The following is a 15,039-nucleotide window of genomic DNA, read 5'->3' on the forward strand; positions in this document are numbered from 1 at the left end:
GGCATGCAACAAGGCATGCAACAAGGCATGCAACAAGGCATGCAACAAGGCATGCTGGAAGAAAAACGTAAAGTGGCCAAAAACCTGCTGGCCATGAACGTCATGGCCGATGCCCAGATTGCTCAGGCAACGGGACTGGATGCTGCTGAAATCAACACCCTGCGTCAGGCCATCACGCAACACTGATTAAGCATCCAAGCGAGTTGCACAACAAAGCTTGTGGTCTCTGTTTGTCGTCCGCTCGATTTTTATAGCAACCTCACTCTCCACTGCGGGTCGGACGGGTAGGTTGCGGGGGTCGCGGCATACTGCCTGCACCCCGTTTTGATCCATCCCGGCCATCCCTAGCCGAGCAGATCGTGTTGGTGTTGGCGTTTAGGCACTGGCCGCCAGCAGGGCTTTGAGCTGTAGCACTTCTTCAGCTGTCCAGTCTTTTTCAGACGCGATGATCTCCAGCAGTTTCTCAATACCGATACTCGCATCATTGGCTGCTGGGGTTTTGCGTTGTTGCAAATCCATGCAAGGTACTTCCGGTAGCTGGACGCTGTTGGCTGCCTCTTTCAGCCGCTCCTGTGATAAATGGGCATAACGCTGCGTGGTGATCGCGTCGGCATGGCCGAGAATCTTTTGCACTTCGTAAAGGGAGCGACCGGCGTTTACAAGCTGGCTGGCAAAGTTATGGCGCAGGTCATGGATCCGTACATCCGCCAGACCGGCTTTGATGCGGGCGCTGTTCCAGCTATTGTAAATGGTGTTAAAAGGCTTGCCCGTTCTGGGATTGGCAAACACCCAGTCGTCTTCATCATTTGCGGCTTTTGTTGCGTGACAGGAAGCGGCATGGGCGACTGACAGAAGGGTGGAATTGGATTCGGCACCTTCGGCCACCCCTGTAAAGCTGAGGCCTTTGTGGAGAAGTTCAAAGGGGTAGGGGGGCAGGTATAAAATCAAGCCACGGTACTTGTGTACCGTGGCTTTATTCTGGCAGTTAAGCTTCTGTCAGTTCGGCAATTTCCACATCGGCAGCACTGATGGCCTGGGCGCGTTTTTCATCACCCATGTTTACACCCTCGGCACGAATGATGGTGATGTCGGTAATGCCAATAAAGCCCAGCAGGGTTTTCAGGTAACTTTCCTGATGCTCCATGCTGGTTGCGGCACCTTCGGAATAAACACCACCACGCGCAGAGGCAATAACAACACGTTTGCCTTTTAACAGACCTTCCGGGCCGTTTTCGGTGTAACGGAAAGTGCGTCCTGCCTGTGCAATACGATCCACCCAGGCTTTCAGTTGTGATGGAATGCTGAAGTTATACAGGGGCGCACCAATCACCAGTACATCGGCCTTGAATACTTCATCCAGCAGAGTTTCGGTGATGGCCAGTTCGGCTTGCTGGCGCTCACTGCGCTGAGCGGCTTCAGTGCCGCCAGCCATAAGAATTTCACCATCCAGGTGGTTGATCGGGCTGGCAATCAGGTCACGCAAGATGACTTGTGCGCCGGGGTTTTGCTCTTGCAGGCGAGTGACAATTTTTTTGCTCAGGTTACGGCTAACGGATTGTTCAGCAAAGAGTCCTGCATCAATCTGAAGAATATTCATAAAAACACCTCATGAGAAGGGGTTGAAGGTTGCTTTGTTTACGATGAAGCCATTCTACGGTTGATTGATGAAAAGTATTAGATGGGTAAAGTGAGAATAGCTGTCCCATATCTGGAACAATGTGCATAATCAGCTGCATCAAAAGGCTTCGGGAGCAGTCATGAAAGACATCACCAATCTGGCACTGTTTGCACAGGTGATTGAACACGGCAGTTTCAGTCAGGCCGCACGGGTGCTGGGTATTCCAAAATCCACCCTGAGCCGCCGTATTGCTGATCTGGAAGAAGAACAAGGGGTGCGACTTTTAAATCGCACCACTCGTAAACTGATGCTGACTGAAATAGGCCGGGAATTTCTGGTGCACTGCCGAGCACTGCTGACGGCGGCACAGGCTGCGGAACAGGTCACGCAGATGGTGCAGGAAAGGCCACGCGGGAGGGTGCGGGTGAGCTGCCCTTATGCCGTTAGTCAGCACATGCTGATCAAGCATATTCCTGATTTTATGGCTGAGTACCCAGAGGTGCTGGTGGATCTGATGGTCACCAACAAACCGATTAATATGCTGGAAGACCAGGTGGATATTGCCTTGCGAGTACGTGCCACGCTGGAGGATTCTTCGTTGATTGTGCGACCTCTGGCTCCATCGATCCAGATTCTGGTGGCTCATCCAGATTATGTGGCGGCGCAGGGTGAACCACACCATCCATCCGATCTGATTACTTGGGCCAGCTTGTCGATGCCCTATTCCAGTGGGCGCTACATGTATGAACTGACTTCACCCCAAGGTGAACGGATTACATTCAGTCACCAGCCAAGACTGCTGAGTGACGACCTGTGGTTACTGCGTGAAGCAGCAGCCTGCAAACAAGGGCTGGCTGCTTTGCCTCGGGATTTGTGCCGTAACTATCTGGCGGATGGCCGTCTGGTACAAGTGTTGCCGGATTGGCAGTTGCCGGTTAACCACCTGCATCTGGTGTATCAGCACCGGCGCGGCATGTTACCTGCCGTGCGAGTGCTGATCGACTGGTTAGTGGAGCGCTTGCCGAATACTGCCACTTTTTAAGCTGCAGAATAAAAACAGCACGATCAGCAGCAGTAACGGTTTAAAATCCTGATCAACTGGCATCGGCGATGTGCTTGGGCAGTTTGATGATCGCTATAGCTCTCCTCCCCTGGCTCACATCCCAGTGGTTTTTCGACCAATAAGCCCTGCAGCTGATCAACCTGCCAGGTTGTAAAACAGCGGCAGTAGGATGGCGGTCACTGCACCAGTCAGGCTCATCGCCAGTGCGGCAAAGGCTCCAGTTTCTTCACCTTCTTCCAGCGCCACGGCAGTTCCTGCTGCATGGGCATTTAACCCAAGGGTAAAACCCCGCGCCGCAGGCAGATTTATTCCCGCCAGTTTCAATAATGGCAGAGCCATCACCGCCCCGGCCACTCCGGTGATCATCACAAAAACTGCTGCCAGTGCTGGTGAACCACCCAGATCTTCGGCCAGCAGGATGGCAATGGGTGATGTCACCGATTTGGGAGCCAGTGAGGCCAGCAGGGCTTGATCTGCCCCCAGCAACCAGGCAAAACCGAGTGTCAGCAGCACAGTACAAAAACCACCCACCAACAAAGCAGTCAGCAGCGGCCAGAAATAATCACGGATACGGCGCAAATGAGTATAAAGCGGTACCGCTAAAGCCACGGTGGTTGGCCCCAGTATCAGCCAGATCAGATCAGCAGAGGCGTAGTAGGTCTCAAAATCCACATCCAGCAACAACAACATACCCACCACAAGCAGGGTGGCTACCAATACCGGCTGTGCCAGCATTGAACGGGTTCGCTGGTTCAGCTCCATTGCCAGTTGATAACCGATCAGGGTCACCAGCAGACCAAAGAGTGGATGAGTCACCAGCACCTGAATCATGCCACCTTCTCCCCAGATTTTTTCTGCACCATTCGTTGCAGAATCCAGGCGGTCAGTGGAATGCTGATCAACAGTGAACCCAGCAAGGCAACACTGATAGCAACATAACTGGAGAGAATAACCTGCCACTGGGACATGATGCCCACTGCCGGTGGAATCAGCATCAGCGGCAGGTATTTCAGTAACTGGGTACTGGTCACTTTTAAAGGCTCAGGCACACGGCGCAGCAGCAACAAAGCCACCAGCAGTAACATCATTCCAATTACCGGGCCGGGTAAAGCCACCCCCAGATAAGCAATTAAAGTACCCAACATCTGAAACAACACCAAAAGCAACAAACCCCACATAATCCACCTTTAATCCAGTTAACCTGCTATTGCCCGGGTTATAAAAGTGCTTTTTTTAACCAGATCAGTCTTATTTGTTGTGAATTGTATCAGCAAAGGCAGGGTGTTGACTGAGTAAATGACAATCCAGATACTGAGGCACAGAGAGAAGGATAACAGTCCATGAGCCATTTGCTTCAGCCTGAAACACCACGCCTACTGCTGCGCCAGTGGCAATCAAAAGACTACCCGGCCTTTGCCGCCTTGAATACTGATCCGGAGGTGATGCGTTATTTTCCTGCCCCTCTGACAACAGAACAGAGTGATGCAGTGGCACAACTGTGCCAACAACTGATTGGAATGTTTGGCTGGGGTTTCTGGGCGGTGATGCAGCGCCTGGATATGCAACCTGATGGAGCCTTTGAACACCCAGCGTTACCCCAAGGGCATCCATTACGGCAGCATTTGTTGTATCGAAAATCCAATCCCTCCTTAACAACTGCAGCAGCATAATCTGCTGCTGCAGGGTTCAGGGATTAACCATCAAAGTGCTTTTTCCAGCCGTTCACACAGGATCTGCAGTGCCCTGACCCGCGCCCATTTTTTATCATTGCCTTCAATGATGTACCAGGGTGCATGCAGGGTACTGGTGCGTTCCACCATATCAGCCACAGCCAACGCATAATCATCCCAGCGCTCACGATTGCGGTAGTCTTCATCGGTGATTTTGTGCTGTTTATAACTGATCTGTTCCCGTGCTTTAAAACGCGCCAGCTGTTCTTCCTTGTCAATGTGCAGCCAGTATTTCAGCAGTACGATGCCATGTTCAGTGAGTTCTTCCTCAAACTCGTTGATCTCCTGATAAGCACGAATCCATTCATCATCACGCGCATAACCTTCAACCCGCTCCACCAGCACTCGTCCGTACCAGGTACGATCAAAAATGGTCATGTGTCCGGCGCGTTGTAAATGCCGCCAGAAGCGCCAGAGATAATGCCGAGCTTTTTCTTCATCCGTGGGTGCTGCCACAGGGATGACTCGATAATGCCGTGCATCCAGAGGGTGGATGATGCGCCGTATCATGCCGCCTTTGCCACCAGCATCCCAGCCTTCCAGCGCCATCACCACACTGACTTTGTTCTTGTGTGCCTTGCGCGCCAGTTCATTCAGGTGAGCCTGATGCTCTACCAGCTGTTCGTTGTATTCCTTTTTCTCCAGCGATTTTTTCAGATCAACATAATCCAGCAGTGTGGTTTTGTCACTGGACTGACTGCTCCAGTTGATTGCTGGAGATATCAATACCTTGGGATCAATATCCATACGTTTACGAATCATGTCACGCAACAGGCGACCGACTGTCAGACTGCGGTAGTTGGCATCATAACCCTCCACAATAATCCAGGGAGCCTGGCCGGTGCTGGTCTGCTGCAAGGTGGTTTCAGCCACTTGCCGGAAGGTATCGTACACCTTGATGTTATCGAGGTTTTTCTGGCTGACACGCCAGGCAGTTTTGGGATCTGCGGCCAGTGATTTAATACGATCCTTGTAGTGTTTTTTACTCAGATGCAGCCATAGTTTGATGAGCAACACACCATCATCCACCAGCATTTTTTCAAGGGTATTAATACGCGATAACGAAGCTTCAAGATCATTATCCGTCATTTCACCCTTCACACGACTGGAAATTGGATCGCTATACCAGGAGCTGAAGTGAATACCTATCTTGCCTTTGGGTGGCAAGGCGCGCCAGTAACGCCAGAAGTGCGGGCGTTCTTTTTCTTCATCAGTGGGAATATCAAAAGCGGTGGTTTCAAGGTGACGCGGATCCATCCACTCGTGCAACTGGTTGACCATTTCACCCTTACCTGCTCCATCAACACCGGAGATCAACACCAGCACAGGGAAATCACAACCCAGCAGCTCTTGCTGTATCTGCAGCAAATCGGCACGTAAGTCCGGCAATTCCTTTTTAAAAACATCCTTGTCCAGCGTTCTTCCCAGCTCGGCAGCTTCAAACATAAGCTTCTCCCTTATTGTTGTTCAAGGGAGAAGACTAACAGTAAAACAACACAAAAAAACAGCTCTAATCCTGATGTTTCAAAGTAAGCAATGGGATGGACTCCTCCTCACTTAACCGGCATCGATGTGCCAAAATGGTGAGCAGACTACAAACCATCATAACGATGAGGAGAGGTCCTCAAACCGCCCGCTCTGGTGTGAATTTCGGCAAAAGCACCACTGGACAACCAGGGTGACAGAGCGAGCCTGAATGGTATAACAAAAGCTGAACAGTCGTTCAAACCGGCTCATAAACCGCTGTTTTAAAAGGTTCGATACCTACCCGATCCAGCGCCTCAATAAAACGTTCACCTTCCTGCCGCAGTGACAGATAAGTATCCAGAATTACTTTCAGTGTGTTTGCCACTTCATCTGCGGGCACCGCTTTGCCGAGCACTTTACCAAGGCGGGCATTTTCTGTAGCCGAACCACCTAGAGTGATCTGGTACCAGTCTTCCCCCTTTTTATCCACGCCGAGAATACCGATGTGGCCGATATGGTGGTGAGCACAGGCGTTGATACAACCTGACATGTTCAACTGGACATCCCCCAGATCATGCAGGTAATCCAGATCATCAAACAACTGATTGATTTGATCCGCAATGTTCAGGGTTTTGGCATTAGCCAGCGCACAAAAATCAAAACCTGGGCAGACAATCATGTCGGTCAGGGTGTTGATATTGGCGCGCGCCAGATTGTTATCACGCAGCCGCTGCCAGACAGCAAACAGGTCTTTCTGCTGCACATCGGTCAATACTAGGTTCTGATCCTGAGTGGCGCGAATTTCACCAAAACTGAACGCCTCAGCCAGATCTGCTACGACATCCATCTGCAAATCGGTGATGTCACCAGGCGCACCCAGCAAGGGTTTCAGTGAAAGATGCACAATGCGGTATCCAGTAATCCGATGTGGCTGGGTATTACGTTCATACCAGACCCGGAAATCTTCATGGCTGCTCAGCGCCTGCTGCAAGGTGGTGTCACTGGCTGCGCCAACATCATAAGCAAAAGGCTGAAAGTGATCTTTCATGGCCTGAATTTTTGTTTCAGTCAGACGTAACTCACCACCTTTCAGATGTTGCCATTCGTCCTCAACCAGACGACGGAACTCATCAATGCCCAGTGCCGCCACCAGAATCTTGATACGTGCCTTGTATTTGTTATCCCGCCGCCCTTTCAGGTTATAAATACGCAGGATTGCTTCTAAATAGGTAAAAAGTTCTTTCGGGTCTAGATACTCACAAATTACCTTACCGATAAAGGGTGTACGACCCAACCCACCACCGACCAACACCTTAAAACCTGTCTCTCCCGCTTCATTACGCACCAGCTCCAGACCGATATCGTGTACTCGGCTGGATGCACGATCATTGGGACCACCACTGACCGCAATCTTGAACTTGCGAGGCAGGTAAGCAAATTCGGGATGCAGGGTGGACCACTGGCGAATCAGCTCACACCAGGGGCGTGGATCTTCAATTTCATCCGCCGCCACACCCGCCAGCGGATCGGTGGTGGTATTACGAATGCAGTTGCCAGAGGTCTGAATAGCGTGCATCTGGACCTTTGCCAGCTCTGCCAGAATATCCGGCACTTCTTCCAGCTTCGGCCAGTTGAACTGAATATTGGTACGGGTGGTGAAATGACCATAACCCCGATCCCAGGTGCGGGCGATGTGAGCCAGGGTACGCATCTGCTGCGCAGAAAAGGTTCCATAGGGAATCGCCACTCGCAACATCGGAGCCAAACGCTGAATGTACAAGCCATTCATCAGACGCAGCGCCAGAAACTCCTCTTCCGGCAATTCACCAGCCAGAAAACGACGTGTCTGGTCACGGAACTGTTCCACCCGTTGATCGACCAGTTGCTGATCCACCTGTTTGTAGACGTACATTGTGTTGCCACCTCATCACAGAAAATTTTTTGCCAGACTACCCGTATCCGTTTATAACATAAAATACTGAATAATCATTTTGATATAACCAAACACCAGAAGCTCATATATCGTAAAATGACATTACAAAATTCCTAGATATTCTTTTTGGTTTTATCAACACAAGGGCATAATCCCCCGCATTCAGTATTTTAAGGCTTGAATGTACAGGAGCAGACATGCCCACCACTGCCGCAACGCTTTCCACTCACCCGGTCACAGATCCGGCCATTACACCTGATCGGCTGACCCACTTGAAACAGCTGGAAGCCGAAAGCATCCACATCATACGCGAAGTGGCCGCCAGTTTTGCCAACCCGGTGATGCTTTATTCCATCGGTAAAGATTCTTCGGTGATGCTGCATCTGGCTCGCAAGGCTTTTTATCCCGGCACACCCCCCTTCCCGCTGCTGCATGTGGACACCACCTGGAAATTCCGCGAGATGATTGAGTTCCGTGATCACATGGCCAAAGAGGCGGGCATGGAACTGCTGGTGCACATCAATCAGGAAGGGGTGGACATGGACATCAATCCGATGATTCATGGTTCGAACAAACACACCGACATCATGAAAACCCAGTCGCTCAAGCAGGCGCTGAACAAATACGGCTTTGATGCTGCTTTTGGGGGTGCCCGTCGGGATGAAGAAAAGTCCCGCGCCAAGGAACGCATTTTTTCCTTCCGCGACAAAAACCACCGCTGGGACCCAAAAAACCAGCGCCCGGAGCTGTGGAACCTCTACAACACTGAAGTGGAAAAGGGTGAAAGCATCCGTGTATTTCCCTTATCCAACTGGACAGAACTGGATATCTGGCAATACATCTGGCTGGAACAGATCCAGATAGTGCCTCTGTATTTTGCTGCTGAGCGCCCGGTAGTGGAGCGGGATGGCACCTGGATTATGGTGGATGATGAACGCCTGCCGCTGGAGCCGGGTGAAGTACCCCAGATGAAACAGGTACGCTTCCGCACCCTGGGTTGTTACCCCCTGACCGGTGCGATTGAATCCACTGCCGCTACCCTGACTGACATCATTCAGGAAATGCTGCTAACCACCACATCCGAACGTCAGGGCCGCATGATCGACAAGGACGCCCGCGGTTCGATGGAACAGAAAAAAATGGAGGGTTACTTCTGATGAGTCAGACTTATCAACAACAAGGCGCCGAACTGATTGCTGAAGACATTCATGCTTATCTGAAACAGCATGAAGACAAACAACTGCTGCGCCTGCTCACCTGCGGCAGTGTGGATGACGGCAAGTCCACCCTGATTGGTCGCCTGCTGCACGACAGCAAGATGATTTATGAAGACCAGTTGGAAGCCCTGCACCGTGACAGCAAAACTCAGGGCACCACCGGTGAAGCCATTGATCTGGCGCTGCTGGTGGATGGTTTACAGGCCGAGCGGGAACAGGGCATCACTATTGATGTGGCCTACCGTTACTTCTCCACAGCACGGCGCAAATTCATCATTGCTGACACTCCCGGCCATGAGCAGTACACCCGCAACATGGCTACTGGCGCCTCCAACTGCGAACTGGCGATCATTCTGATTGACGCCCGCAAGGGTGTGCTGACCCAGACACGTCGCCATAGTTTTATTGTGTCACTGCTGGGTATTCGCCATGTGGTAGTGGCTATCAACAAGATGGATCTGGTGGATTACAGCGAAGAAGTGTTTGAACAAATCAAAGCAGATTATCTGGCTTTTGCCCGGCAACTGGATCTGCCAGAGGTGCATTTTGTACCTCTCTCGGCTTTGAAGGGTGACAATGTGGTCAGCCCATCCACCGAGCTGAACTGGTATCAGGGTCTGCCCTTGATGGAGCTGCTGGAAAGTGTTGATGTGGAACCCGCCGTTGATACACAACCGCTGCGTTTTCCGGTGCAGTATGTTAACCGCCCTCACCTCAACTTCCGCGGTTACTGTGGCACTCTGGCATCAGGCAAGGTGCAGGTGGGTGATGAAATCCGGGTACTGCCTTCCGGCCAGACCAGCCGGGTGAAATCCATTGTCACTTGGGAAGGTGAACTGGCTTCAGCCTTTGCACCCATGGCTATCACCCTGACACTGGACGATGAAATTGATATCTCCCGTGGTGATCTGCTGGTATCTGCCAGTGAACAGCCACCGGCCAGTGACCGACTGGAAGCCGAACTGGTATGGATGGCTGAGCAACCCTTGGTGCAAGGCAAAACCTATCTGTTAAAAATTGGTACCCGCAAGGTGAATGCCCGCATTCATGCCATCCAGCACAAAACGGATGTTAATTCACTGGAGCATCACCCTGCTTCTGGACTGGAGCTGAATGAAATTGCTCGGGTAGAAATTCAGCTGGAACAACCAGTGGTGGCCGATGCCTACCGTATCAACCGATCCACCGGCAGTTTTATCCTGATTGACCGCCTGAATAAAAACACCGTGGCAGCCGGTATGGTGCAGAGCAGTGACGGGCAGTCGCAGAACAGCCATTTGGAGCCAGTATCGGCAGAAGAACGGGCAAATCGTCTGGGTCAGCAACCGGCTCGTATCGAACTGCGAGGTGGTGATGCAGTCACCCGCCGCGAGCTGCTGCAACAACTGGAACGCGCCCTGTTTGATGCCGGACGCCTGCCGCTGCTGCTGAATGAAGGGGAACTGCCTGCTGAACTGGCTCGTCAGCAAAGTGCTCTGGAGCACTGGCTTTTGAACAAAGGACTCTTGTTGCTTACTGCCAGCGCTGGAGACCAGGTTGAACTGCTGGCCGAAATCAGCCATCAGCAACACCAGCAGCAACTGCCGCTGACCGCTCCGGAGCAGGCCATCGGTTTGATTCTGCAACACCTCCGTCAGTCCGGCATCACCTGAGAACCACAGGGTTCAAGGATGAACCCACTTCCCAGCCTATAGATTCTTACCCAACCCTGAGCTAGAGTAATGAGCAACAGAAACATGTAGGTAAGCATCATGGCACTTCCCCAGCTGAACACCTGTATATCGGATGAGCAGGAAAAGCTCCAAAAAATGAAAAATGACTTCATTAAAGAACCTGCTCCTTTTACTGGTTACTGGCTTTTCGTCACCAGAAAGAAGCAGGTTACTCCAGCTAATCCTCAGCCCTCTTTGACTACATCCACGTAGTAGCCTTCCACACCCTCCACCACTTCTCGTGCCAGTCCATGCACATCGGTTTCAAAACCGGGGAAGCGCTCGTTGAAGTCACGTACAAACTTCAGGTAACGCACAATGGTGTTGTTAAAACGCTCACCGGGGATCAACAGTGGGATACCCGGCGGATAGGGTGTAACCAGAATAGCGGTGATGCGTCCTTCCAGATCATCAATCGGGCAGCGCTCAACCAGACGGTGTGCCATTTTTGCCCAGGCATCCGCAGGCAACATCGCCGGTTCAATCTTCGACAGGTACATATCGGTGGTGATACGTGCCAGATTGTATTCCTTGTAGACCTGGTGGATGGCATTACACAGATCACGCAAGCCGGTACGTTCGTAACGCGGATTACGGGCAGCAAACTCCGGCATCACGCGCCATAAAGGCTGGTTGCGATCATAATCATCCTTGAACTGCTGCAACTCGGTCACCATGGAGTTCCAACGGCCTTTGGTGATACCGATGGTGAACATGATAAAGAAAGAATACAGGCCGGTTTTTTCAATGATGATGCCGTGTTCTGCCAGGTATTTACTGACAATAACAGCCGGAATACCCTGCTCATCAAAGTTGCCATCCACATCCAGGCCGGGAGTGATGATGGTGGCTTTGATCGGATCCAGCATATTAAAGCCGGTTTTAATATCCCCAAAACCATGCCAGCTGTCACCGGAGTGAATCACCCAGTCGTCCCGGTCACCGATACCTTCATTCACCGTCAGATTGTCCGGCCCCCAGACCTTGAACCACCAGTCATCATCACCAAACTCATCATCCACCTTACGCATGGCACGACGGAAATCGATGGCTTCATGAATGGATTCTTCCACCAGTGCATGTCCACCGGGTTCTTCCATCATCGCTGCCGCCACGTCACAGGAGGCAATAATGGCGTACTGTGGGCTGGTGGATGAGTGCATCAGATAGGATTCGTTAAAGCGGTAACGATCCAGCTTACGGGTCTGACTGTCCTGCACCAGAATCTGCGAAGCCTGCGACAAACCGGCCAGTAGTTTATGGGTGGACTGGGTGGCAAACACCAGGGTTTCTTCAGAACGCGGACGATCAGCACCTATGGCGTGCATGTTGCGATAAAACTCGTGGAAGGCCGCATGGGGCAACCAGGCTTCATCAAAATGCAGGGTATCAATGGTGCTGCCCAGGATCTGTTTAATCTCCTCCACGTTGTAGAGGATGCCATCATAGGTGGACTGGGTAATGGTCAGAATACGCGGCTTTTTGTTTTCTGCAGCACGAGCAAAAGGGTTGGCCTCAATCTTCTGACGAATGGTTTCGGGATCAAACTCACTTTTCGGGATTGGTCCGATGATGCCGTAATGATTGCGAGTCGGCATCAGAAACACCGGAATGGCACCGGTCATGATGATGGAGTGCAGAATGGATTTGTGGCAGTTACGATCCACCACCACAATATCACCGGGTGCCACGGTGGAGTGCCACACCACCTTGTTAGAGGTGGACGTGCCGTTGGTGACAAAAAACAGGTGATCACTGCCAAAAATACGCGCGGCATTCTGCTCACTGGCTGCTACCGGGCCGGTGTGATCCAGCAACTGACCCAGCTCATCCACCGCATTACACACGTCGGCACGCAGCATGTTTTCACCAAAAAACTGGTGGAACATCTGCCCAACAGGGCTTTTCAGAAACGCCACACCACCGGAATGACCGGGGCAGTGCCAGGAATAAGAAGAGTCACTGGCATAATCCATCAGTGCGGTGAAAAAGGGTGGTGCCAGTGCATCCAGATATTTTCTGGCTTCGCGGATGATGTGACGCGCCACAAACTCCGGCGTGTCTTCAAACATGTGAATAAAGCCATGCAGCTCACGCAGGATTTCATTAGGGATATGGCGCGAGGTGCGTGTTTCACCATAAAGGAAAATCGGAATATCGTGGTTACGCTTGCGAACTTCACGAATAAAGTTGCTGATCATTTCCAGCGCACGATCCACACCTTCTTCTGAGCCGTCTCCGAACTCTTCATCGTCGATGGAAACAATAAAACAGGATGCACGGCTGGCTTGCTGGGCAAAAGCGGTCAGGTCACCGTAACTGGTATAACCCACCACCTCCATGCCTTCCTTGCCAATGGCCTCCGCAAGATCCCGGATACCGGAACCGGAGATGTTTTCGGAGCGAAAGTCTTCATCAACAACAACAACGGGAAAGCGAAATTTCATGCGTTTTGGCCTGCCGGAAGTCAAGGGTGGTTAAAGAGCGCAATCTAACGCATCCACCCTCTCAAAACCAATGAATTTCTGTTACTCCGCACAAATCCGATAACCCACGCCAGAAAAAGTCTGAATAATATGCTTGTCACCCAGTTTTTGACGCAGGCGATGCACCAGTACCGCAATGGTTTCCACACTGGCCTGATTAGAGCCTTTACTGACCGCATCCGCCAGTTGCATTCTTGACAGGGGCTGACCCTTGGCATGTAATAAGGCATGAAGCAGATCAAACTCGGCACGGGTTAACTTCAGTTCTTTCCCTTCGCTGCTGAGCAACAAGCGAGACAGGGTGTTCAACGTCCAGCCAGAAAAATTCCACTCGGTTTTTTCACTGGTACCCTGCTTAACTGTAGCTAAACGCTCCATATACTTCTGGGATCTTAATGCCAGAAATGTGACATCCGTATTTCTCTGGATACAATCATCGGCTCCCATTTCCAGCGCTACCAGTTGATCACACTGATCCAGATCCGAAGACAGGATAAAAACCGGTAGATTTCGATGCTGTCGTAAACGACGCAACGTTACCAATCCGTCTTCATCACCCAGGTCGCGATCCAGCAACAGCAGATCATAACGCTGCGCCTCGACTAAACTATGTAGGTGTTTACAGCAGTTGGTCTGATCAACATAAATCGCCAGTGCCTGAAACGCTTTGACTACCTGAGCCAAAAAAACCAAATTCTCTGCTGCAACCAAAACACGATACTGACCTTGTGTCTGCATAAAAAAACGTCCTTTAGTTAATCTTGAAAGATGCTAACAGAGAGTTTTGCCAACGATGTCAGAAAAACTGGACAAGATAGCGTCTTTCTTTTAAAGCACGGCTTTTGTCTTGCTTCATAGGTTGTAAATGGTTATACTTTGGTATTAAACGCAGGTGCAGCATTTTCCTTCGGGAGGTAAATATGATCAGCGCCCAACAGCTAGAGATTTTATTGTTCAGCCAACAGCATCTGGAGCAGCAGCTGGTACTCAGCTTGCCTGCCCGCGCAGAAACCTGGAGGCATATTTACCGGAACCATCCTGAACTGGCATTTTTACTGGCACAAAACCCCAGCCTGCCAGAAGATCTGTCCAGTGAACTCGCTGCCCACGCCAAACCCAGTGTTCGGCTGATGGTGGCTCGGCGTGGCAACCCCGGATTTGAAGCTCTGCAAAATCTGGCAGAGGATGAAGAAGCAGCCATTCGTCTGGCTGTTGCCAAAAGAGAAGACCTGGATCAGCAGTTCGTTATGCAGCTGCTGAATGACCCTGATGAAGCTGTACGTGAAGCCACAGCGCGCTATCAACAACCCCTGCCATTGGTCAGTGGCTGGTAAAAGCTTTTATATTTTTCCTTCGTCGATTGACTGAGTGCACATTATTTGCACTAAAGGGCAGCTGGATTAGCTGTCCTTTTTTTTGCCTGAAATTTGCCTGCCTCCTAACCCTAGTTATTCACAATTACTGTGGATAAATCTGTGAACAAGCTTATGGTAAAGCTCCCGGTTTACCGTAAAAACTAGCCTGCCTACAGATTGGCTAAAAAGGAACCAGCTCTGTCACCACCCCTCTTGCAAGAACCCACAAACATTCATAACACAATGATTTAAAAGGGCTTTATAATATATAACCCACAAGGCTATTGACAGTTGCCAGCCCTGTATGTTGGGTTCCAGCATCTCTGACTCTTCTCTAGCAGCCCAGAATCGTTAACATCTTTTTCAGAATTTCTGCCTGTGGACACTTGACAGCGATAAGTCTTCTGGAAACCCCTGAACCAGACTGTTATCCTGCTGATATATTCCTGCACAAGAAC

13 protein-coding genes and 1 pseudogene are annotated in these 15,039 nt (G+C 51.0%); 6 read left to right on the forward strand and 8 right to left on the reverse strand.

What is annotated here, in order from left to right; genetic code table 11:
- Positions 1-186: pseudogene (locus tag IBX50_RS03860) on the forward strand (transposase); the annotation flags it as partial.
- Between the two features lie 189 nt (positions 187-375).
- On the opposite strand, the gene IBX50_RS03865 reads toward IBX50_RS03860, so the two are convergent.
- Complete coding sequence (locus tag IBX50_RS03865; protein ID WP_292253457.1) at positions 376-948, reverse strand: site-specific integrase; 573 nt, start codon at positions 946-948, stop codon at positions 376-378.
- Positions 949-985: 37 nt separating this feature from the next.
- Entirely contained in the window at positions 986-1,597 is a 612-nt protein-coding gene (locus tag IBX50_RS03870; protein WP_292253460.1) for an FMN-dependent NADH-azoreductase, read from the reverse strand.
- 160 nt (positions 1,598-1,757) lie between these two features.
- Between IBX50_RS03870 and IBX50_RS03875 the strand changes: the two genes are divergently transcribed.
- On the forward strand, positions 1,758-2,660 hold the full coding sequence (locus IBX50_RS03875; RefSeq protein WP_292253463.1) for a LysR family transcriptional regulator: 903 nt from the start codon (positions 1,758-1,760) through the stop codon (positions 2,658-2,660).
- A gap of 156 nt (positions 2,661-2,816) precedes the next feature.
- Here IBX50_RS03875 and IBX50_RS03880 read toward each other — a convergent pair whose 3' ends face one another.
- Both IBX50_RS03880 and IBX50_RS03885 read right to left on the reverse strand, forming a co-directional pair.
- A complete protein-coding gene (locus tag IBX50_RS03880; protein ID WP_292253465.1) occupies positions 2,817-3,512 on the reverse strand; it encodes an LrgB family protein in 696 nt (231 codons plus the stop codon).
- Complete coding sequence (locus IBX50_RS03885; protein WP_292253467.1) at positions 3,509-3,826, reverse strand: CidA/LrgA family protein; 318 nt, start codon at positions 3,824-3,826, stop codon at positions 3,509-3,511. The genes IBX50_RS03880 and IBX50_RS03885 overlap by 4 nt, the downstream gene beginning before the upstream one ends.
- A gap of 195 nt (positions 3,827-4,021) precedes the next feature.
- Here IBX50_RS03885 and IBX50_RS03890 point away from each other — a divergent pair, with 195 nt between their 5' ends.
- Positions 4,022-4,351 carry a GNAT family N-acetyltransferase gene (locus IBX50_RS03890; RefSeq protein ID WP_292253468.1) on the forward strand — a complete coding sequence of 110 codons (330 nt, stop codon included), beginning with the start codon at positions 4,022-4,024 and terminating at the stop codon, positions 4,349-4,351.
- A gap of 30 nt (positions 4,352-4,381) precedes the next feature.
- Here the strand turns inward: IBX50_RS03890 and pap are convergent, their stop codons facing one another.
- Positions 4,382-5,857 carry a polyphosphate:AMP phosphotransferase gene (gene pap / locus IBX50_RS03895; RefSeq protein WP_292253471.1) on the reverse strand — a complete coding sequence of 492 codons (1,476 nt, stop codon included), beginning with the start codon at positions 5,855-5,857 and terminating at the stop codon, positions 4,382-4,384.
- A 277-nt stretch (positions 5,858-6,134) separates the two neighbouring features.
- Positions 6,135-7,790: a nitrite/sulfite reductase gene (locus IBX50_RS03900; RefSeq protein ID WP_292253473.1), complete on the reverse strand. Its 1,656-nt coding sequence runs from the start codon at positions 7,788-7,790 to the stop codon at positions 6,135-6,137.
- Between the two features lie 218 nt (positions 7,791-8,008).
- On the opposite strand from IBX50_RS03900, the gene cysD reads away from it, so the two are divergent.
- Positions 8,009-8,968 (forward strand): sulfate adenylyltransferase subunit CysD, encoded by a 960-nt coding sequence (cysD, locus tag IBX50_RS03905; RefSeq protein ID WP_292253475.1) that lies wholly within the window; start codon positions 8,009-8,011, stop codon positions 8,966-8,968.
- The gene (gene cysN, locus IBX50_RS03910; RefSeq protein WP_292253476.1) at positions 8,968-10,680 is read left to right on the forward strand and encodes a sulfate adenylyltransferase subunit CysN; all 1,713 of its coding nucleotides are present in this window, start codon (positions 8,968-8,970) and stop codon (positions 10,678-10,680) included. Before cysD ends, cysN begins: the two co-directional genes overlap by 1 nt.
- Positions 10,681-10,925: 245 nt before the next feature.
- Here the strand turns inward: cysN and IBX50_RS03915 are convergent, their stop codons facing one another.
- Positions 10,926-13,187: an arginine/lysine/ornithine decarboxylase gene (locus IBX50_RS03915; protein WP_292253477.1), complete on the reverse strand. Its 2,262-nt coding sequence runs from the start codon at positions 13,185-13,187 to the stop codon at positions 10,926-10,928.
- A gap of 81 nt (positions 13,188-13,268) precedes the next feature.
- On the reverse strand, positions 13,269-13,964 hold the full coding sequence (locus IBX50_RS03920; RefSeq protein WP_292253478.1) for a winged helix-turn-helix domain-containing protein: 696 nt from the start codon (positions 13,962-13,964) through the stop codon (positions 13,269-13,271).
- A gap of 182 nt (positions 13,965-14,146) precedes the next feature.
- On the opposite strand from IBX50_RS03920, the gene IBX50_RS03925 reads away from it, so the two are divergent.
- Complete coding sequence (locus tag IBX50_RS03925; protein WP_292253480.1) at positions 14,147-14,560, forward strand: hypothetical protein; 414 nt, start codon at positions 14,147-14,149, stop codon at positions 14,558-14,560.
- Positions 14,561-15,039: the final 479 nt, after the last annotated feature.

The sequence above is a fragment of the Marinospirillum sp. genome (assembly GCF_014859565.1).

What these genes read in the sequence shown, in the direction of transcription:
- IBX50_RS03870 (WP_292253460.1), bottom strand. Translation starts at nt 1,597, where the DNA reads ATGAATATTCTTCAGATTGATGCAGGACTCTTTGCTGAACAATCCGTT.
- IBX50_RS03875 (WP_292253463.1), top strand. Translation starts at nt 1,758, where the DNA reads ATGAAAGACATCACCAATCTGGCACTGTTTGCACAGGTGATTGAACAC.
- IBX50_RS03880 (WP_292253465.1), bottom strand. Translation starts at nt 3,512, where the DNA reads ATGATTCAGGTGCTGGTGACTCATCCACTCTTTGGTCTGCTGGTGACC.
- IBX50_RS03885 (WP_292253467.1), bottom strand. Translation starts at nt 3,826, where the DNA reads ATGTTGGGTACTTTAATTGCTTATCTGGGGGTGGCTTTACCCGGCCCG.
- IBX50_RS03890 (WP_292253468.1), top strand. Translation starts at nt 4,022, where the DNA reads ATGAGCCATTTGCTTCAGCCTGAAACACCACGCCTACTGCTGCGCCAG.
- pap (WP_292253471.1), bottom strand. Translation starts at nt 5,857, where the DNA reads ATGTTTGAAGCTGCCGAGCTGGGAAGAACGCTGGACAAGGATGTTTTT.
- IBX50_RS03900 (WP_292253473.1), bottom strand. Translation starts at nt 7,790, where the DNA reads ATGTACGTCTACAAACAGGTGGATCAGCAACTGGTCGATCAACGGGTG.
- cysD (WP_292253475.1), top strand. Translation starts at nt 8,009, where the DNA reads ATGCCCACCACTGCCGCAACGCTTTCCACTCACCCGGTCACAGATCCG.
- cysN (WP_292253476.1), top strand. Translation starts at nt 8,968, where the DNA reads ATGAGTCAGACTTATCAACAACAAGGCGCCGAACTGATTGCTGAAGAC.
- IBX50_RS03915 (WP_292253477.1), bottom strand. Translation starts at nt 13,187, where the DNA reads ATGAAATTTCGCTTTCCCGTTGTTGTTGTTGATGAAGACTTTCGCTCC.
- IBX50_RS03920 (WP_292253478.1), bottom strand. Translation starts at nt 13,964, where the DNA reads ATGCAGACACAAGGTCAGTATCGTGTTTTGGTTGCAGCAGAGAATTTG.
- IBX50_RS03925 (WP_292253480.1), top strand. Translation starts at nt 14,147, where the DNA reads ATGATCAGCGCCCAACAGCTAGAGATTTTATTGTTCAGCCAACAGCAT.